The 19714-nt window shown below is 61.7% G+C and carries 18 protein-coding genes; 2 read left to right on the plus strand and 16 right to left on the minus strand.

What is annotated here, in order from left to right:
* Window positions 1-7: 7 nt before the first annotated feature.
* The 3 genes from LQ788_RS15465 to LQ788_RS15475 all read right to left on the minus strand — a co-directional run bounded on the left by LQ788_RS15465 (window position 8) and on the right by LQ788_RS15475 (window position 2391).
* Complete coding sequence (locus tag LQ788_RS15465; protein ID WP_231442460.1) at window positions 8-940, minus strand: acyl-CoA thioesterase; 933 nt, start codon at window positions 938-940, stop codon at window positions 8-10.
* Between the two features lie 34 nt (window positions 941-974).
* Window positions 975-1448 (minus strand): cupin domain-containing protein, encoded by a 474-nt coding sequence (locus LQ788_RS15470; RefSeq protein ID WP_231442461.1) that lies wholly within the window; start codon window positions 1446-1448, stop codon window positions 975-977.
* 106 nt (window positions 1449-1554) lie between these two features.
* A complete protein-coding gene (locus LQ788_RS15475; protein WP_231442463.1) occupies window positions 1555-2391 on the minus strand; it encodes a fumarylacetoacetate hydrolase family protein in 837 nt (278 codons plus the stop codon).
* 237 nt (window positions 2392-2628) lie between these two features.
* Here LQ788_RS15475 and LQ788_RS15480 point away from each other — a divergent pair, with 237 nt between their 5' ends.
* Window positions 2629-3069, plus strand: a complete 441-nt coding sequence (locus LQ788_RS15480; RefSeq protein WP_231442465.1) for a RidA family protein — start codon at window positions 2629-2631, stop codon at window positions 3067-3069.
* A 153-nt stretch (window positions 3070-3222) separates the two neighbouring features.
* On the opposite strand, the gene LQ788_RS15485 is transcribed toward LQ788_RS15480, so the two are convergent.
* From LQ788_RS15485 to LQ788_RS15520, 8 genes are all read right to left on the minus strand, one after another.
* Window positions 3223-4080, minus strand: coding sequence for a PaaX family transcriptional regulator (locus tag LQ788_RS15485; protein ID WP_231442467.1), 858 nt, complete (start codon window positions 4078-4080; stop codon window positions 3223-3225).
* A 155-nt stretch (window positions 4081-4235) separates the two neighbouring features.
* A complete protein-coding gene (madM, locus tag LQ788_RS15490; protein WP_231442469.1) occupies window positions 4236-4997 on the minus strand; it encodes a malonate transporter subunit MadM in 762 nt (253 codons plus the stop codon).
* On the minus strand, window positions 4997-5404 hold the full coding sequence (gene madL, locus LQ788_RS15495) for a malonate transporter subunit MadL (protein WP_231442471.1): 408 nt from the start codon (window positions 5402-5404) through the stop codon (window positions 4997-4999). The genes madM and madL overlap by 1 nt, the downstream gene beginning before the upstream one ends.
* Before the next feature lie 114 nt (window positions 5405-5518).
* Window positions 5519-6589: an LLM class flavin-dependent oxidoreductase gene (locus LQ788_RS15500; RefSeq protein WP_231442473.1), complete on the minus strand. Its 1071-nt coding sequence runs from the start codon at window positions 6587-6589 to the stop codon at window positions 5519-5521.
* A gap of 2 nt (window positions 6590-6591) precedes the next feature.
* Window positions 6592-7950, minus strand: coding sequence for an LLM class flavin-dependent oxidoreductase (locus LQ788_RS15505; RefSeq protein ID WP_231442475.1), 1359 nt, complete (start codon window positions 7948-7950; stop codon window positions 6592-6594).
* Between the two features lie 42 nt (window positions 7951-7992).
* Window positions 7993-8769 (minus strand): ABC transporter ATP-binding protein, encoded by a 777-nt coding sequence (locus tag LQ788_RS15510; protein WP_231442478.1) that lies wholly within the window; start codon window positions 8767-8769, stop codon window positions 7993-7995.
* Window positions 8751-9638: an ABC transporter permease gene (locus LQ788_RS15515; RefSeq protein ID WP_231442480.1), complete on the minus strand. Its 888-nt coding sequence runs from the start codon at window positions 9636-9638 to the stop codon at window positions 8751-8753. Before LQ788_RS15515 ends, LQ788_RS15510 begins: the two co-directional genes overlap by 19 nt.
* A complete protein-coding gene (locus LQ788_RS15520) occupies window positions 9635-10771 on the minus strand; it encodes an ABC transporter substrate-binding protein (RefSeq protein ID WP_231442482.1) in 1137 nt (378 codons plus the stop codon). Before LQ788_RS15520 ends, LQ788_RS15515 begins: the two co-directional genes overlap by 4 nt.
* Before the next feature lie 313 nt (window positions 10772-11084).
* Here LQ788_RS15520 and LQ788_RS15525 point away from each other — a divergent pair, with 313 nt between their 5' ends.
* Window positions 11085-12950, plus strand: coding sequence for a DEAD/DEAH box helicase (locus tag LQ788_RS15525; protein WP_231442484.1), 1866 nt, complete (start codon window positions 11085-11087; stop codon window positions 12948-12950).
* A gap of 108 nt (window positions 12951-13058) precedes the next feature.
* Here LQ788_RS15525 and LQ788_RS15530 read toward each other — a convergent pair whose 3' ends face one another.
* The 5 genes from LQ788_RS15530 to LQ788_RS15550 are packed head-to-tail and all read right to left on the minus strand — an operon-like array spanning window position 13059 to window position 19275.
* Window positions 13059-14795, minus strand: a complete 1737-nt coding sequence (locus LQ788_RS15530) for an ABC transporter ATP-binding protein (protein WP_394801341.1) — start codon at window positions 14793-14795, stop codon at window positions 13059-13061.
* Entirely contained in the window at window positions 14795-15712 is a 918-nt protein-coding gene (locus LQ788_RS15535; RefSeq protein WP_231442488.1) for an ABC transporter permease, read from the minus strand. Before LQ788_RS15535 ends, LQ788_RS15530 begins: the two co-directional genes overlap by 1 nt.
* The gene (locus tag LQ788_RS15540; protein ID WP_231442490.1) at window positions 15709-16662 is read right to left on the minus strand and encodes an ABC transporter permease; all 954 of its coding nucleotides are present in this window, start codon (window positions 16660-16662) and stop codon (window positions 15709-15711) included. Before LQ788_RS15540 ends, LQ788_RS15535 begins: the two co-directional genes overlap by 4 nt.
* A 1-nt stretch (window position 16663) precedes the next feature.
* Entirely contained in the window at window positions 16664-18211 is a 1548-nt protein-coding gene (locus tag LQ788_RS15545; protein ID WP_231442492.1) for an ABC transporter substrate-binding protein, read from the minus strand.
* The gene (locus LQ788_RS15550; RefSeq protein WP_231442494.1) at window positions 18208-19275 is read right to left on the minus strand and encodes a TetR family transcriptional regulator C-terminal domain-containing protein; all 1068 of its coding nucleotides are present in this window, start codon (window positions 19273-19275) and stop codon (window positions 18208-18210) included. Before LQ788_RS15550 ends, LQ788_RS15545 begins: the two co-directional genes overlap by 4 nt.
* Window positions 19276-19714 lie beyond the last annotated feature (439 nt).

The following is a 19714-nucleotide window of genomic DNA, read 5'->3' on the forward strand; positions in this document are numbered from 1 at the left end:
TCTGGCCTCAGGCGTGAGCGCCGGGGGCGATCATTCCTTCTTGGGCAACAGTGGCGATGAGTTCACCTTGACGTGTGAAAAATCGGCCCAGAGACAGCCCTCGCCCTGACTGCATAGATTCAGCATCCTGGGAGTACAAGAGCCAGTCATCCATGGGAGCTTGCCGATGGAACCACATCGCGTGATCGAGGCTGGCTGTGACCAGGCCTGGGCTCGACCAGGTCAGTCCTTGTGTCCGCAGCAACGGTTCGAGAATCGTATAGTCACAGACGTAGGTCAGACCGATGCGATGCAGGTTTGCAACTTCACGGTCAGGTCCCCCGGCTGTCAGTGAGGTGAAGGCCCGCACCCACACACCCTGGTGTGATGACGATTCCTGCGCCTTGCCGTCACTATTGTGCTCGAGGTAAATGGGCCCCGGGATATGCCGCATATCGAAGCTTCGACCGTTCGCCCAGTAACGGGCGGCGTCGGTCTCGACACCTTCCAAAACTTCTGCAGCCGAGGAAAGGGAATCGGGATCGACATGCAAGTCATCACCAGCGGGCATTGAGTATTCTGCACCAAGCGTTGGCGCTTGGAACGACCCGGTCGAAATGAACGTGGTCTTTCCGTTCTGAATACCACGAACGTGCCGCGTCGCGAAGTTTCGTCCGTCGCGCAGAATCTCGACGTCATAACGAACGGGTTCGAGCATGTTCACAGGTCGCATGAATGTCGAATGCGTGGAGTGGATGACCTTCTCGTCGACCATCGTCGCGATCATCGCTGCAGTCGCTTGAGCAACCATGTCACCGCCGTAGGCCTTCGGCCACGGTGCGTACTGCGGAATCGCTTCGAAGCTCTTCAAATCTGCCCCGGTCGGCGCGTCGACTGGCACCAGGTCGACCGCATCAAGGAACGTCTGCGAAGTCTGTGGAGCAAGAATCTGGGTCGTCATGTCACGTCTCTTTCTTTGTCTGGTCGTCGATCGCTCAGGCCCGGCGGTAGCCGGGGAGCTGCTCATCGGGGACTTCGTCGAGATTGACGACGATGTTCTCCGGTGTGCGTGCGGTGATCCAGACGAGCTCCTCGGTTGTCGACATGTTGGCCTCAACGTGCGGCATGTACGGCGGAACGAAGACCCAGTCACCTTCTTCCATGTCCAGGTAATCCTGATATTTCTCACCGAAGTAGATGCGGCCGCGCCCCCTGAGGACACGTCCGCCCGTCTCGGCTTCACCGTGATGGTGAGGCACAGACCGATAACCGGGTTCATTCGAAACTTCGCCGAACCAGATCCGAGTCGCCGGCGTGTGTTGGGGAGAGACGCCGGACACGCGAATGCAGTCGCCGGACTGTGTCGTGTTTCGGTCTTCCTCCCCGTTGCGGGTCACGACCGGCACGACTTGGCCTGCGTCGTCTGCATATTTCGAGTTATCAATTTCCGCCGCGGTGGAATTTGTCATGATGTTCTTCCTTTCGGGTTCTTCACCGGTGATCAGCGTCATCGATGATCGAATTTCTGCTTGGACGTACTGCGGTCTTCATAGCGTTGAGCTTCAGACTTTGAGTTCAGGTGCTTGCAATAGACACTGCGTTTTTCAAGATGCCCAACCCTTCGATCCTCGTGCTGATGACATCGCCGTCGGCGAGGAATCGCGGTGGGGTCATTCCCGAACCCACTCCCCCAGGAGTGCCGGTGAGCACTACGTCCCCGGGTGTCAACGGAGTGAAGCGGCTGATGTAGGAGATGAGCTCGGCCGGTGGAAAGACCAACGTCGATGTATCGCCAAATTGCACTCGTACGTCGTTGACCCAGCCTTCAACTGTGAAGGTCGGATCGTCGTCAAATTCGTCTGCTGTGGTAATCCACGGACCGACTGGAGTGCTCGCTGCGAAGTTCTTTCCTTGAAACCACTGCAGAGTGCGCTTCTGCCAGTCACGCATCGACACATCGTTCGACACTGCATATCCCGCGATGGCTGCCGCAGCCGTCTTCACATCTGCGTCTGAGACATAATCGCCGACAATCACTGCAAGCTCGGCTTCCCAGTCAACTGCCCGACTGTTTTTGACGTTGATCTCACTGTTCGGGCCAGTGAGTGTGTCAGCATACTTTGCGAACAACGTCGGATGTTCTGGCAGATCTCTTCCCATCTCAGTGATGTGGTCACCATAGTTGAGCCCGCAGCAAATGACCTTGTTCGAAGTGGTCAGCGCAGACGCGAACTCCACGACGTCCGAAGCACCAAAAGTCGGGCTAGATGACATTGCCGTTTCGGCCATTTCTTGCCAATTTTGCGATCGCAGCAGTTCGGCGACGTCACCGAACGGCAGAAGTGCCCACCCGTCAGCCGCCGCGACAGCGGCTTGGGTAACCTCCCCCATTCGCAGGGTCGCAATCTTCATCTCTGTTCACATCCTTGTGTATTGAGCGTCGTCATATTCACTGCCGAGCCCGTATCGCCCGAGGGAATAATATATCCTTTCTTTCTGACGTTCGTCATGTAAAGTGAATGTAGCACATATGGCGAGCGTCACAACACCCTGTGCAGGGATTCGGATCCGAGTCCAGTCGACCGATGTCGGCACTCACTCGCCGTTCGAGCAGTGAATGTAGGAAAGCAACGAGCCAACGGAGGAAGCATGAGTTCGCAGCAGAACACAATTGAGCACCTGCCCACTGAGCATCAGGTAGTCAACCCTGAAGCACTGCCCAAGCCCCGGGGTTACGCGCACGGCGTCAGAGCGGGTGACACCGTTCACCTCGGCGGTCAGACTGCTCTAGACATCAATATGAATATCGTTTCGGGCGGAATCGTCGAACAGTTCCGTCAAGCATTCGGCAATGTACTCGCCACTCTCGCTGAGGCTGGTGGCGAGCCTCGTGATCTGGTGAGCGTGACGATTTACCTCACTGACGTCGACGACTATATGGAAAACGGTCGGGAGATCGGGAAGGCCTGGCGCGAGATGGCAGGTTCGGACTACCCAGCTCTGGCAGGAATCGGAGTGAGTAGGCTCTGGCAGAAGGAAGCACTAATCGAGATCCAGGGAGTCGCGGTCGTTCCGCCCTCACGCGCGTAGGCGGACCAGCGGAGAGAGCTAGACTTAGATTCGACTTTCACCGCCGCAAGTGCAAATAAGCAGAAAGGTGGTCGTACAGACATCGTCTGTACGACCACCTTTCTGCTCTCTATGCTGACTGAATAGTGATTAAATCGCTTTAAAGCAGGTTATTCACTCCCGACGTCCGCCGGCGAAGACGTTGTCAACGTATTCGCCAGCCTGGGCCGAAAGCATGTGATGGACCTCGTGGAAGATAGCTCTCACGCGAGGGCCGTTCCACTCAGTGAGTACAACGTCGACAGGCAGCGGCGGAACTAAATAGGGTAGCCGTCGCCACATCGTAAGCATCGGCACATAGATACGGAATGCCTCTTGAGCGATTTGTGCAGCCTCTAATGATTTCGTTACTGAACGAGTCCGCCATTGTTCAGCGATAGTCTCGTAGAAGGAGAGAAACTCGTCGAAGTACGAGTTGAGTTCGTCGAGGTCCCACCACTGGCCGACCTTTTCTGCGATTTTCTCCTCACCCATATATTGCCCGGAAAAGTATTCCACGTATCTGCCCAAGCCCTTTCGGTCGAGGACTATTTGAGCTTCGTGGAGGTTGGCAGCCGGAGCGATCCAGAGGCCCTGTCCGACGTTCCCGAATCCCAGACCGGTCAGAGTGGCTCGAATTTGGTGACGAAGCGAACGCTGAGACTCGGGAACAGAGAATGTGACAAGTGCCCAGTAGCCGCCACTATCGGGGCGCTTTTCGGAAAAGATCCTCTCGTCGCCATCCGAGATCGTTTCGGACATCGACGGATCCAACACATAGGAGGCCACTCCTCCATCTCGAAACGAGGCGAGAATTCCCTTGCGCTTGAGACGAGAGATGGCCGATCGCACCCCTGGCGAGTCGAATCCGAGATCACCCATGAGAGTCACCAGCGAAGCAACAGGAATTGCGACGTGAGGCGGTCGACCATACATGCCGAAGAGGGTGAGGATAACGTCCTGGTGGCGTAGATTTGGTTGCGGAATAAGCATGAAAAACCGTCTGGTCTCCTCGCAGAATCAATCGCGACATTGATCGTCGCATGCAATGCTCGTTATTGGCCCATACTATTCGACAATTTCAGCTCTTCCGGCTTGCTCTCGTCCCTCCAAATCACGGCATAGAAACTACAACGTCCTTGGTTAGCTCAGCCGACGAGCGCCCTGACGGCGAAGAACAGCACCGAAGGTGCCATGAGCAGGCCGAGTCCGGTGTAGAACGTTGAGGTCATTGCCCCGTAGGGCACCAGTCGTTTGTCGGTGGCGGCCAGCCCGGCGGTGACTCCGCTGGTGGTCCCGAGCAGACCTCCGAAGACAATGGCTGAATGCGGATTGTTCAGGCCGATGTACTTGGCTACGAAGGGTGTGGCGACCATGGTCAGAACCGATTTCACCAGTCCCGCGCCGACGCTGAGGGCAATCACTCCACTGCCGGCTCCCAGCGCTGCACCGGTGACGGGTCCCACGATGTAGGTGGCTGTGCCGGCACCGATGGTCGTCAGGTCAACGGGGTCGCGGTAGCCGAAGAACCATGCGATCACGGCACCGATGACGAAGGACAGGACAACGCCGAGCACCAGCGCGATGATGCCGCCCATGCCCGACTTCTTCATCTCATCGAAGCTGGCGCCGAAGCCGGTGGCCACGATCGCTAAGTTGATGAGCATGCCGCCGCCCACGAGTCCGACCCCGGAGAAGAGACTGAGGTCGGCCAGACCGTTCTCGCCACCGGTGGCGACACCACCGATGTAGGCGAGGACAAGGCCCAAGATGATGGCGATCGCGGATGCCTGGAACTTCCCACGGGTGAGCACCTTGGTGATGAGGATGGCCACGGCCATGACGAGTCCGACGAGGGCGAAGGCGACGACGAGGTCGTTGTCCTTCAGCGTGGTGAGCAGGGAATCCATCACTTCACTTCGGCGAATTCTTCGACGGGTTCGTCGATGCCCGGCGTCTTCACCCGGGCGAGCACCGGCACGAGGGCGAAGCTTGCGATCACCGCGGCGATGCCGGCCACGAGGGCGACGGGTCCTGCTGTCACGGCACCGACGACGTTCTGGGTCGCGGCCATCGCCACGACGATGGGAATGTACATCCCGGACCAGAACGAGATCCCCGAGGACGTCTCCGGCTTGAGCCGGCCTTTGCGGGCAAGGAGGTTTGTGGACAGGATGAGCAGAAGCATCGCGATGCCCACGCCGCCGACATTCGCATCAACTCCGAGCAGATCACCCAGGATCGTGCCGATCCATGTCCCGATCAGCAGGCTGCCCGATAACAGGGCTACGCCCAGAATAATCACTGAAAACCCCACTGTTCGATTGTGTATCGCCCTCCCGGGCGTGGACCTCGGAAAGATTATACGACAAGGTCAGCTGGGTCGTAGTGGGAGTCGGGAACTGAGACAGGCGGGAGAGGGCGACCAACGTCAGTGCCGTTTGAGCAGCGGCAGCAGATTGCGCCCGATGTTCTCCACTTCCTGCAGGTACGGAGTATCCGAAAGGATGAAGTGACTGACTCCCAGGAGACGATATCGCTCAAGGGCATCGGCGACCTCACGGTAGGAGCCGACCAGCCAGGTCGTGCCTGCACCTTGCCCGCCGAGCTGTCCCGGCGCGGTGTAGAGGACATCGTCGAGAACCTCGGATTCCTCCCCCAACGCCACCAATCTGCGCTGACCGACCGATCGGCTGTGATCCTCCTTCCACGTTTCGGCGATCTCCTCCTCCTGCATTTTGGCCACCCGTGATCGCGCCACCGACCACGCCTCCCCGGAGGTCTCTCTGACCACGACTGTCACCCTCAGCCCGAATTCCAACGGCGCATGCTCACGGCCCACCTCCGCGCTGAGCGCGACCAGCCGGGCGATCCGCTCTTCGATCGCTTGGTAGGTCTCTCCCCAGAAGAGCTGAACGTCAGCTTCGGCAGCCGCCACCCGCTCTGCCTCGTTCGAGGCACCGCCGAAATAGAGGGTGGGGTGATCTCTGCCTTCCGCGCTGACAGGTCGCGCACCCAGCCGCGCGTCAGTCAGAGAGTAGTACTGCCCAGAATGGGTGACCGACTCCTCCGTCCAAAGACGCCGAAGCACGTGGAGGAACTCCCTGGTACGTTCGTATCGGCTCGCCCGGTCTGTGACGGTGTCGCCGTATGCGGCAGGAGAATCGACTCCCGTGACGATGTTGATCAGCGTCCGTCCCGAGCTCAGATGATCGAGCGTGGCTGCTGCAGCTGCGAAGTTCGCGGGATGCCAATAGCCGGGACGCGCGGCGATCAGAGGCTGAAATCGTGTGGTTCGCGCTGCCAGCGCCGTACCGACGGTGAACGTATCCGGCCGAGTCCAGCCAGTTCCCAGAAGCGCCCCGTCCCAGCCCCAGCGTTCGACGGCCCGCGCTTGCTCGGTCAGGGTATCGAGCGAGTTGTGGTCCTCGCGGACAATGTCTCCGCGGTGGCCAGGACGAGCCTGATTCGGGATGTACCAGAGGTAGGTGTTCTCCGTCATACTCAGGCCACCTCGCCAACCGCGTTCGGTCTCGCAATGCCTGCCCGCACAGCGGGTCCAGGAAGCGGCAGACCATAGTGGCCGCGCAGAGTCTCGGACTCATAGCCGCGGCGGAACAGCCCGCGATCCTGCAGTATCGGAATCACCGTGTCAACGAACTCCTCCAGTCCACTGGGGAGTGCTGGTGGCATGATGTTGAATCCGTCGGCAGCATCAGCCACGAACCACTCCTCAATCGCGTCGGCGATCTGCTCCGGTGTTCCAACCACGGTGCGATGTCCCCGTCCCCCGCCGAGGCGAGCGATGAGTTGCCGCACTGTCAGCTCTTCCCGCCGTGCGAGGTCCACGATGAGCGTGTATCGGGACTTGGCACCCTCGATCTCATCCTCGTCGGGCAGATCGTCAGGCAGCTGGCTGTCAAGGGACAATTCGTCTGGGGTGACACGCAGAGTCTGAGCAAGCTGGGCGAGGGCGAACTCCGGCCGAATGAGGCGGTCGAGCTCTTCGTCCTTAGCCCGAGCCTCGGCCTCGGTGGCTCCGATGATGGGAACGATGCCGGGCAGGATCTTCACGTGCGCAGGATTGCGGCCGTGCTTGATCGCACGGCTTTTGACGTCGCCGTAGAAGGCGACTGCATCATCGAGCCGCTGATGAGCAGTGAAGACCGCCTCGGCGAATTTGGCCGCAAGCTCTTTGCCACTCTCAGAAGAACCGGCCTGCACAAGGAGCGGATACACCTGGGGTGAGCGCGGAATGTTGAGCGGTCCCGCAACTGTGAAGAATCGACCGTCGTGATCGATCGCATTGACCTTCGAATCCTCGCCCCAGACCCCTGACTCTTTATCGGCGATGACAGCATCGTCGTCCCAGGACTGCCACAGCCCCTGAACGACGTCGAGGAACTCCTCTGCCCTCTCGTACCGGGTCTGATGTGCTGGTCGCTCGTCGAGTCCGAAATTTCGGGCCGCGTCGTTCCCTGCCGTGGTGACGATGTTCCAGCCGACCCGCCCCTTGCTGATGTGGTCGATGGAGGAGAAGCGCCGCGCAAGGTTGTAGGGGCTGTTGTAGCTCGTGGATGCTGTGGCGATGAGTCCGATGCGCTTCGTGGCAATCGCCAGTGCGCTGAGCAGAGTCAGCGGTTCAAGATTTCCGGCCGGCCGTCTGCCGACTTCAGCGCGCAGACTGGGCCCGTCGGCGAAGAAGATGGAGTCGAATCCTCCACGCTCTGCGGTCTGTGCGAGGTGGATGTAGTGGTCGATGTCCGTTCCGGCCTGCGGGTCGCTTTCGGGCAGACGCCACGAGGCTTCATGGTGGCCTGTGGTCATGAGGAAAGCGTTGAGGTGCAGTGTCCTCGTCGTCATGGTGGTCGTTCCTTTCGATTGGAAGGGGGAGCTTCTGCGGAGTCAGACCGAAGCGTCGACGCCGAGAGCCTGGAGCAGAGTTCGGCGCAGCTCCGTAACCTCCGGGTCGAACAATGAGCGTGGATGCGCGGCCGGAACGCGGACATCGTGGGAGATCCGGCCCGTGTCGAGCACGAGGATCCGATCAGCCAGCAGCAGTGCCTCGTCGATATCGTGGGTGACGAGCAGCACAGCGGGTCGATGCGTCGACAGCAGCTCGTGGAGCAGACCGTGCATCTTGGTCTTGGTCAGAGCATCGAGAGCGCCGAAGGGCTCGTCGGCCAGCAGCAGTTCGGGTTCGCGGACGAGAGCGCGGGCCAGCGAGACCCGCTGCTGCTCTCCGCCGGAGAGTTCTTTGGGCCAGGACTTCTCCCGACCGGACAGTCCCACCTCGGCCAATGCCGCGCTCGCTCGTTCGACCGGTCGATCACCGCGGAGTCCCAAAGTGACGTTCGGCAGAACTCTCTGCCAGGGCAGAAGCCGGGAGTCTTGGAACGCGACTGATCTGGATGCAGGAACATCGACCTGTCCCCCTACCTCTTTGTCGAGCCCGGCAAGGGCACGCAGCAGGGTGGACTTTCCCGAGCCGCTGCGGCCCAACAGTGCGACGAATTCACCTGCGGCGATGTCAACGTCGATCGAGTCGAGGACGGTGCGGGAACCGAATCTGCGGGTCAGATCACGGACGCGGACGAGGGGGCGATCCACCTCGGCGATGCCCTCTGCCCGTTGTTCAGCTCCGGGAGCAGGTGTTGTCGATGTCAGAGTGTCTGGCGCCATGTCAGCGCCCTCCTTTCTGCGATGCGGACCAGCAGGTCGCTGCCCACGCCGAGGATGGCGTAGACGACGAGTCCGACCACGATGATGTCGATCTGCCCGTACAGGCGTGCCTGGTTCATGAGGAATCCGATGCCCGATGTTGCGTTGATCTGCTCGACGACGACCAGCGAAGTCCACGCACTCGTCACAGCAAGACGCAGACCGGTGAAGAAGCCAGGCAGGGCTCCGGGGAGCGCGACCCGAGCAATGAAGTCGCGGTGTGAGAGGTCGAGGGTGAGCGCCAGCTCTTTGTAGCGTCCGTCGAGGCCGCGCAGGGCGGCATGGGTGTTGATGTAGATCGGCACCATGACCGAGAAGACGATGAGGGTGACCTTCATGCCCTCGCCGATGCCCAGCCACACGATTGCCAAGGGAATGAAGGCCAAGGTCGGCACAGCACGCTTGACGTTCATCGGCCCGTCGATGAGGCTTTCGCCGAGGCGGGACAGCCCGGAGACGAGCGCCAGGGCCACCGCAATGACGATGCCGAGGCCGAGGCCGATTCCTGCTCGTTGGACCGAGGTCAGCAGGTTTGAGGTCAGGCGACCGTTCTCGATCAGGGAGATGCCGGTGACGACTGCCGTCCAGGGGGCGGGCAGCACCTGCGGATCGATGAATCCTGTTGCTGACCCGATGATCCAAGCGGCGAGAAGGACGACGATGCCCAATGAGATTCGCCGCACGGAGATTCGCCGCCACCAGGCGACCGCAGCGTCGGGCGAGGGTGCGCTCTCTGAGCTGACACTGTGCTGCCCTGGCGCAAGTCGAAAGGTGTCATGACCGTTATCTGGCTGCGTCGGTGCATCGACCGCTGTGATGTCGGTGCTCATTCGTCGAGGTCCTCTCTGTCGTGATGGGCGCCGATCTCGTCGACCGTCTTGTCGATGACGTCATTGAAGCGCTGGTCATACATCTCGTTGGCGTCGACCTCAACCGGCAGCTCTCCGGCGTCGAAGGCGACGTCGATCGTGTTCTGCTGGTCGTCGATGACCTTGTCGAGGGTGGGGAACACAGTCGTTCCCTCCTGTTTGCGGATGAAGTATCCGTCGTCCGCGCTCACGCCCTGGTTCTCGACGAAGTAGTCCTTGACCCACTGATCGGTGTGGTTATTCACCCATTCGTTGGCCTTGATCGTGTGTTTGACGTAGGCGCGCAGTGCCGCCGCCTTCGCCGGATCCTCCAGAGCCTCTTTTCGCGCGTAGATGTAGTTGAGCCCAGTGCCAAGACCCGATGTCTCCTTGTCCGGGAGATAGCCGCCGCCTTTGGCCTCGAATCCGTCGAGGTAGCGTGCCAGCCTGGCACCGGTCAGCGGAGCGATATCGACTTCATCAGACTGCAGCGCTTCACTGAACTCTGCGAGCTCGAGGCGGACGAGCTCGACGTCGTCGGTGCTCAGCCCCTCTCGCTTGAGAAGCTTGAGGACGATTGATCCCTGAGCGGTCCCCTCGGCATAGGCGATTTTGGCTCCCTTGAGCTGCGAGGTGGAACGCACCTTGGTGTGAGGCGCGGTACCGAGTCTCACTGAGTCCGGGTTCGAGCGGAGCGCCAGAATGATGGGGACGACCTCTCCTGAGGCGAAGGCATGGATCGGCGGGGTGTCCCCGACCCGAGCTACATCGACGGCATCCGCGCGGAAGGCTTCGAGGATCTCGGGCCCTCCGACGAAGTTCGAGAATTCGTGATCGAATTCGAGCTTGCCCAGCTCGCCCGAGGACTTGAGAGCGACTTGCTGCTGTTCCTGCTGATCGGCGATGCGCAGCACAGTACCCTCTGGAACCTCAGCAGATAGCGCCTGATCCTTGAGATCGTTGACCGAACCCTGCCCAGAGGCACCCCCACCACACGCGGACAGAGTCAGAGCAGCAACAGCAAGCGCGCCTGCCCAGCCGAATCTGCGGCGCGTAAGAGCCGCCGACTGTGTATGTGCGGGAGACAAAGCGGATGGGCGAAGTGGAATGGCCATGCTGCGGGTGTCCTTTCAATAGGTATCTGCAATCGGTTTCGCACGGAGTTTGAGTGCCCGCGATTCCCATACGCTAGGTGCTCGGCCGCTCGGCCTGCGGCGCTGTCGTCAACCAGCTTCATAATTAGTCTAGTAACTTCATAGACTTACTACCTTTAAGCCGAATGAGGAAGTGAATGCAGGCCTCCGAACGAGGAGAAATCGTCGTCTCGGCAGGCGGCGATGTATGCTGGTAGTACTTGCGAACCCGATCACGGGTTCCCTGCGTCGTCAGGACGCCTCGTCTCTGCGGTGGTGAATCACACCCGGCCGCATGATTACGAAGCCTTTCCTCTCGGCGTCTTGGAGCGCCAAACGGCGTTCTCACACCTTGACCGGGAGCGGCTTTCTGCCAGCATTCGATGGCGCCCGCGCGTCTTCCGGCACGTCGAAGGGCCATCTCATAGCTCCCTCACAGAACACCATCAATCGGACAGACACGACCGACCAGGACTCATCGTCCTCAGTCACCTTCGCCGAACTCGGCGTCCCTGCCCCATTGACCGAATACCTCGCATCCGAAGGCAAGACCACCGCCTTCCCCATCCAGCAGGACACTCTTCCCGACACACTCGCAGGTCGCGATGTGCTGGGCCGAGGAAAGACCGGTTCCGGTAAGACTCTCGCCTTCTCCATTCCCATGGTGACGCGTCTGGCCGCCGCGAAATCGGCCGGCTCGAAGCGCAGTCGCCCTCCTCGGGGCCTCATCCTGGCTCCCACGCGTGAACTGGCAACCCAGATCACGAACGTCGTCGATCCGCTGGCGCAGGCCTACGGCATGACGACCACGACCATCTTCGGCGGAGTGAAGCAGAAGCGCCAGGAAGTCGCCCTCAACGCTGGTGTCGATATCGTCGTCGCCTGCCCGGGACGGCTCGAGGACCTGCTCCAGCAGGGCCTGGTCTCCCTGGACCACATCGAGGTCACCGTCCTCGACGAGGCCGACCACATGGCCGACCTGGGCTTCCTGCCCAGCGTCACCCGGATCCTCGGCAAGACCCCGGAGCACGGGCAGCGGATGTTCTTCTCCGCCACTCTGGACAACGATGTGAACAAGCTGGTGCGCCGGTTCCTCCACAACGAGGTGCTCCATTCCGTCGACGATCCTTCCTCGCATGTCTCCGACATGACGCACCACGTGTTCGAGGTCCCCGATGACAATAAGAACGAACTGGTTCACCGTCTCGCCTCCGGCACCGGACGTCGCATCATGTTCACGCGCACCAAGCACCGTGCGAAGCGCTTCGCCCGGCAGCTCACCGCGCAGGGGATTCCGGCCGTCGATCTGCACGGCAACCTGTCCCAGGGCGCACGCGATCGCAACCTCGCAGCATTCAGCGAAGGCGATGTGAAGGTCCTCGTGGCCACGGACGTCGCCGCCCGCGGAGTGCACGTCGACTCCGTCGAGCTCGTGGTCCACGTCGATCCCCCGACCGAGCACAAGGCGTACCTGCACCGCTCCGGTCGCACGGCGCGCGCCGGCAGCTCCGGCGAGGTCGTGACGATCATGCTTCCCGAGCAGCGCAGAGACACACAGACGCTCCTGCGCAAGGCCGCCATCAAGGTCACCCCGCAGAAGGTCACCTCGGACTCCCCCGCAGTGACCGACCTGGTGGGCGAAACCGCTGACTATGTCGATCCGCAGATCGCCATCGACGCCGCAGCTGAGAAGCAGAAGGCTGAGCAGCCCCAGGGCGGTCAGCGCTCGTCCGGGCGTCGTCGCGGAGGTCGCGGGGCCAGAGGCGGCCGTGGCGGCGAGTCGGGTCGCGCCAACCAGTCCGGTGGCAGCACCGGCGGTCGAAGCCAGGAAGGCCGCTCACGTTCGAACGGCCAAAGCAGCCGCGGCGGAGAAAACACCCGTGGCGGCCAGAACACTCGCGGCGGGCAGCGCGGCCAGGGTGGTCAGAGCACCCGCGGCGGCCGTCCATCCGAGAACACCCGCGGTGGTCGTCCTTCCGAGGGTGGCCAAGGCGGACGTCGCAACGAGAGCACTCGTGGTGGCCGTCGCAGTGACAGCACTCGCACCGCCGGTGGCAACCGTCGGGCAGCGGAGACTCGGGGCACGAGCCCAGAGACCCGCAAGCGCAATCGCGGCCAGTCCTCTGGCAGCTCACGCACGGTCTATTCGACCAACACCTGAGCACCGCGCGCAGCAGAGCAGCAATCGACGGCCTTGCCCTAGTTGACTAGGGCAAGGCCGTCAGCTGTCTGTCATTCGAGTACTCTGCTGAGAGCGAGAACCAACCCCTCAGAACTTCGGTACGTCTGAGATCAGTGTGCGCGTGTACTCGTGCTTCGGGTTCTCCAGCACCTCGGCGGTGGGACCGTAGTCGACGATTGTGCCTTTGTTGAGCACGGCGAGGTTGTCGGCGATATGGCGTGAGAGCGCAATATTGTGCGTCACGAACAGCATCGCCAGCTCGTGTTCCTTCCGCAGTGTGCGCAGCAGCCCGATGATCGAGGCCTGCACACTCACGTCGAGTGCCGAGGTGATCTCATCACAGACGAGCACCGAAGGCTGGTTCACCAACGCGCGAGCGATCGCGGCTCTCTGCCGCTCGCCTCCGGAGAGGTCGCCCGGCCTCCGGTGATAGAAGCTGCGCCCCAGACGCACCGAATCCAGGGCCTCTTCGACTTGTGCCTTCCTGGTCGCGGCAGTGCCCTCACCGCTCATCTCCAAGGGCACGGTCAGTGACTGACCGATCGACCGCCGTGGGTTGAGGGAGGAGAACGGTGACTGGAAGACGTACTGGATGCCGACCCGCTGCTCGTTCGTCCGCTTCCGCGTCGACTTCGCCAGCTCAGTGCCGCGCAGCGCCACTGAGCCCGAGTAGTCATCGTTGAGGCCGGCCACACACCGTGACAGCGTTGTCTTACCCGATCCGGATTCACCCAGCAGCAGCGTGCAGTCGCCGGGTTCCAGGGTGAGGTTGATGCCGTCGAGGATCTGCGCCTTCCCGTAGGCCAATGCCACGTCCTTGACCTGCAGCAGCGGTGCCGTCGCCGAGGTGGCTGCACCGTCGGCAGGTTCAGTCGAGTCCTCAGACTTCGACGTCCCCGCCGAGACGAGAATGTGTGTGGCCTTGGGTTCTGGCTCCGGTTCCGCTGCCGCACCCTCGCCGATGGTCTTGCGACCGGCGAGGTCCGGCACGGCGGACATGAGCATCTTCGTGTATGCGTGCTGCGGATCCTCGAGCACGGACGCCACCGGGCCCTCTTCGACGAGATCACCACGCAGCATCACGGCTACCCTGTCGGAGATGTCCTTGATCACCGCGAGGTCGTGGGTGATGTAGAGACCGGCGACATTGTTCGCCACCGTCATCTGCCGGATCGTTTCGAGCACGACTGCCTGCGTGGAGACGTCGAGGCCGGTAGTGGGCTCGTCGAGGATGAGCACATCGGGGTACATGGCGAACGCCATGGCGATGCCGATGCGCTGCTGCTGACCGCCGGAGAGCTGGTGCGGCCACCGCTTCTGGTAGGCCTTGTCACCGGGCAGTCCGACATCGACGAGAACTGCGGCCACCCGCTCGATGCGTTCGGCCTCGGAGTTGCCGAATTCGTGGATGTCGAGGACCTCACGGATCTGCTCCCCCACTCTCATCGCCGGGTTCAATGAGAGCGCAGGGTCCTGCGGGATATAGGCGATGCGCGACCCGCGCAGGGATCGCACGGCCACCTCGTCGAGTTCGACCACCTCGACGGCGGTGTCATCACCGCGCGGCCACAGGCTCACGGACCCGGACGCGAACTTCAGGCCCTCTCGGAAGTGGCCCATGCAGGCCAGGCCCGCTGTGGTCTTGCCCGATCCTGACTCCCCCACGAGGCCGAGGATCTCGCCGCGGCTGAGTGCGAAGTTCACTCCGTGGAGGATCTCGTCGCCGGCGTTCGTCGCGATCTTCAGATCGGTGACACGAAGGACGATCTTCTCGTTGGGCAGGTTCGCATCATCATGGCGGACGGTGGTTGTCTGGGTGGTCATCATGCCTCCACTGAAGTCGATGCGGTGGCCCTTGCGAAGGAGTCCGCGAGCAGGTTGGTGCCGATGGTGAGCAGCGCGATGGCGATCACCGGCAGCAGCACACCCCAGGGTTGGATGCTCAGCGCGATCCGGTTCTCGTTGATCATCAGGCCCCAGTCAGCCGCGGGCGGCTGCAGGCCCAGTCCCAGGAATGACAGGGACGCGATGTAGCCGATCGAGTAGGTCAGGCGCAGCCCGGCCTCAACGCTCAGCGGGCCGGTGATGTTGGGCAGCAGCTCACGCAGCAGCACCTTCCACCGCGGCATCGCATACATCTCCGCGGCGAGGATGTAGTCCTCGGTGATGACGCCCAGGGTTGCCGAGCGTGCCACGCGGGCGATGCGTGGGGCGTGGGTGACGCCGATGACGGTCACCAGCACCCAACCTTGTGGGCCGAGTACGGTGATGGCCAGCAGCGCGAACACCAGCTGTGGGACGGCGAGGATGACATCGTTGAGGCGCATGATGATCGCATCGAAGGTCCCGCCCACATAGGCGGCGAGCATGCCGATGATCGCGCCCAGAATCATGCCCAGGGCTGTGGCGAGGACCGAATACACGATGAGGGTGAGTCCACCGGCGAAGAACCGGGAGAGCACATCGCGGCCGAGGTTGTCTGACCCGAAGAGCCCATGTGGGCTGAAGGGCTTGGCAACGAATTCGGTCGCCGTGTTGCCGGTCGCCCACGGCAGCAGCAATGGCCCGCAGAAGGCCAGGAGGAGGACGATGAGGGTGAGGACCAGACCGATCTTGCCCTGTTTCTGCGCCAACACGCGTTTGAAGAACGGGGTGTAGGTGGTCTGTGATTCCTTGGGCACCTCACCACCGTCGACGGCGGCGGATTTGAGGTCGTCGAGGCTATTCGTATTCGTGCTCATGCTGCACTCCTCAGCTTCGGGTTGGTGAGGATGCCGACGACATCGGCCGCCAGGTTCACCACAACGTAGACAGCGGCGACGAGCATGGAGATCGCCTGCACGACCTGCACGTCACGGTAGGTCACCGCGTCGATGAGCGCTTGGCCCAGCCCCGGATAGCGGAACAGGAACTCGACGACGACCACGCCGCCGGCCAACCACGCCAACTGGATGGCCACGACCTGTGCAACTGGTCCCAGCGCGTGAGGCACTGCATGGCGCATGATGACACGCGTCTCGGGAACGCCCTTGAGCCGGGCCATCTCCACAAAACCGGAATCGAGGACTTCGATCATCGTCGCGCGCATCATCCGCACAATGTAGGGAGTGACGACGAGGATGAGGGTCAGGGTGGGCAGGATGAGCTGCTCGGGTCGGCCCCACACGGGTTCACCCGGCGGAGCCAGGGTCACAGCGGGCAGGATCTGGAAGACCGAGGTCGCGAAGATCGCGATGAGGCCGATGCCGATGACGAACTCGGGCATGGCTGCGAAGACGAGGCTGAGGCCCGTCATGGCCTGATCACGTCGGCCGCCGCGATGCAATGCCTGGTAGACGCCCAAGCCGATGCCCAGAGGTACCGAGATGATGGCGGCTGCGGCCATGAGGATGAATGAGTTTCCGACTCGGTCGCCGAGAAGCTCCGCGACGGAACCGCCGCTGGCCGTCGAGGTGCCGAAATCGCCGACGAAGAGGCCGCCCAGCCAGGAGAAGTAGCGCTGCCAGGCAGGCTGGTTGAGACCCAGCTGCTCATTGAGCGCGGCGATGCGCTCCGGGGTGGCCTGCTGGCCGAGGATGGCTCGGGCCGCGTCGCCGGGCAGCAGCAGCGTGGCGCCGAAGACGAGGAGGGAGACTGCGAGGAGGATGAAGGCGGAGAAGATCAGCCTGCGTCCGATGACTTTTCCGAACATGTCACACCTTTCCGATCCATACGCGGTCGAACCGCCAGCCGCCCAGGGGGCGCCCGGTGGAGTTCTTGACCAGACCGCCGACGTACTTCTGGAAGGCATCGACCTGGTTGGCGAATCCCCAGATGATGTAGCCGCCTTCGTCGTAGAGCATCTTCTGCAGTTCGTGTTCCATGTCGCGTCGCTTCTCGACCTCGGGAATGCCGCGGACCTTGTCGAAGATCTTGTTGAAGGCCGGTTCGTCCCAGTGGGTTTCGTTGAAGGGTGACTCTTCGAGGGCGCAGGAGATGACCTGCGGCAGGAAGTCTCGGGTGTACCAGAAGTCCTGAGCGAAGTCCCACTGCAGGTATTCCTCGCCGAAGAACGTCGTCGCATCGACTCTGCGGATCTTGACCCGAATCCCTGCCTCGGCGGCCTGCTGAGCGAAGACCTGAGCAGATTCCACGGCACCGGACTGAATCGGTGCGGTCACCAACTCGACGTCGAGACCATCGGGATAGCCCGCCTCGGCGAGGAGCTTCTTGGCTTTGGGAATGTCCTGTTTGCGCTGCGGGAACTCGGGATAGTTCTCACTCAGCGGACCGAACATGTCATTGCCGACGGTGCCGAAGCCAGAGAGGACCTGTTCGATCATCTGCTCCCGGTCGACGACGAGACGGAAGGCCTGACGCACCTTGACGTCATCAAAGGGCGCCTTGTCCACGCGCATGGTCAAGGGCAGCCACATACCGGTCTCGGAGTTGAGAATGGCCATGCGTTCATCGGCGCCGATGACTTCGACCAGTGCCACCGGGATCTGCGCGATCGCGTCGACCTGGGTTGAAAGGAGCGCGTTGATGAGCGCATCTGAGTCGTTGAAGTTCAGCAGCTGCACCTCGTCGAGGTACATCTTGTCGTAGTCGAAGTAGTGCTCGTTAGGTACGAGCACCGTCGACTGGGCTGGAGTGAAGGACTTGAGTTTGAACGGCCCGGAACACACTGGGTTCTCCGGGTCGTAGCCTTCGGGGACGATTGCCGCGGTGTATTCGGCCACAGCGTCTTTGAACAGTCCGTTGGCCTCACTGAGGTGGAACTCCACGGTGCAGTCATCCTTGGCGACAACTTTGTCGAGCATGGAGAAGTTCGCGGCCGCTGTTTTGGGATCGTCGGGGTCAGTGATCCGCTTGAAGGTGAAGATCACATCATCGGGGGTGATCGGACTGCCGTCGGAGAACTTGATGCCTGCTTTCAGTGTGCACGTCCACACGGTGGCGTCGGCATTGGATTCGAAGGACTCGGCCAACAGCGGCACGACTTGGGAGTCGTCGTCCCACCCGTAGAGTGCGTTGTAGAGGTTCACTGCGCGGCAGACGTCGCCGCTGTTGACGGGAATGTGGGCATCGACGGTGTCCGCGGAGTTGCCGCCGGTGACTCCCACGCGCAGGCTTCCGCCTTTGACGGGATCTCCGGCATCGGCGGCTCCGACGGATGTGCCCCCGCAGGCGCTCAAGCCGGCGAGTGCGGATATCGACAGCCCAGCCCCCAACGCTTGTCTTCGATTCGGTGTGATCATGTGCCTTCTTCCTGCGGGTGCGGTACGGGTCGGTCAGAAGTTCGGGTGCCTCGCTTGCCTTGTGTCGGCGAACCGTGGTCAGGCACTGCGGCCGCGAGGTGGTCGTTGAGATAGTCATCGAGCATCTGCAGCGCTTCGTCATCAGTGATGTTCATCTGGCCCGTGCTGCGTGCAACTCCGAGTCCGTCGATGAAGACGCTCAGTCCCTTGGCCATGAGGATGGTGTCACCAGCACGAATGGTGCCGGCCTTCTGACCGGCGAGGACGACCGAGGCGAACAACTCGAACCATTCCGCGTACACCTCGTTGAGCGTGGCTCTGGCGTGCTCATCGACGGCGGCCCGGGCCCAGCTTTGGACCCAGATGGACCATACGCGTCGAATCGTGGCATTGACCCCGGCGTGGACACGCGCAAATTCGCGCAGAGTGGTCAAAGGGTCATCGGGGTCGGTGAGTCCGCGGATGCCGGAGAGGATGTCAAGGGTGTAGCGCAGTGTTGCCTGCAGCAGCTGCGGCTTCGACCGGAAGTGGTAGTTGACCGCCGAAGTGCTCAGTCCGCTCGCCTGTGCGACGTCCTCGGTGCGCACGTTGTCGACGCCCAGGTCAGCGTAGAGTTCCCAGGCTGCCGCGACGATCCGATGCCGGTTGCGTTTGCCCTTCGACATCCACTCCCCTGCCTTGGCCAGGTTCGGGAGTGATTCCTCGTAATCCAGCGAGGCAGTCGCGTCCGCAGACCCGGTCCGAGCATCGGGCCGCGCATCGGTGCCGGCCGGACCGTCGCCGGCTTCACGGTGGAAGTGGGGAACAGTCCGTCGCCGAGGTGGCTGTGCCGATCGTCCGGTGCTGAGCCAGTCCGTGCTGACGTTGGTCAGGGTGGCGATTCGCGAGATCTCCTCGACCCGGAAGTTTCGTGTTCCGGCCAGAGACTTGGAGAGTTTGCTCGGCTCAATGCCGATGTTGCGAGCGACTTCACTGTGGTTGATCCCGGCGGATCTGATCGCATCACGCACGCGGCTCACCAGGGACTCCTGGCTGTTGCCTGCACCATTGCTCGTCTCGACCACCACTACATTCTGCACAGTTGTTGCGATTTTGGCAATAGTTACTGGTGGGTTTGTTAGTTTTTCGTGACCTTCGGAGCGCTGCCCGTTTTGCTTTACAGCCGCTGTTGTTGAGGTTCGTCGGTGCGTTGACGCGTAACAAAACAACATGAACGATATAATTCTTGTTCAATAAATGTTGGCGAAACTTCTCGACGAAGCTTTTCCAAGCGAGCTACTTGCGCTACAGATACGAGGAGGCCCCGCGACCGTGCAGTCACTGCCATCGACGGTACGTTCCCACTTGGTCAAGAAACTGACCCCCAAACGCAAAGCATGGGCCTCAAAATTGCGTCACGGTGAACATGCTTGGCAGCGAGTGGGCACTAGCGACCGGCGCAACCCTGCCAGTAAAAGAACAACCTATGACGCCCGAGCCGAGCAAGAGGCTTCCCTCGCCGAA

This window comes from Brevibacterium zhoupengii (assembly GCF_021117425.1).
Taxonomy (GTDB): Bacteria; Actinomycetota; Actinomycetes; order Actinomycetales; family Brevibacteriaceae; genus Brevibacterium; species Brevibacterium zhoupengii.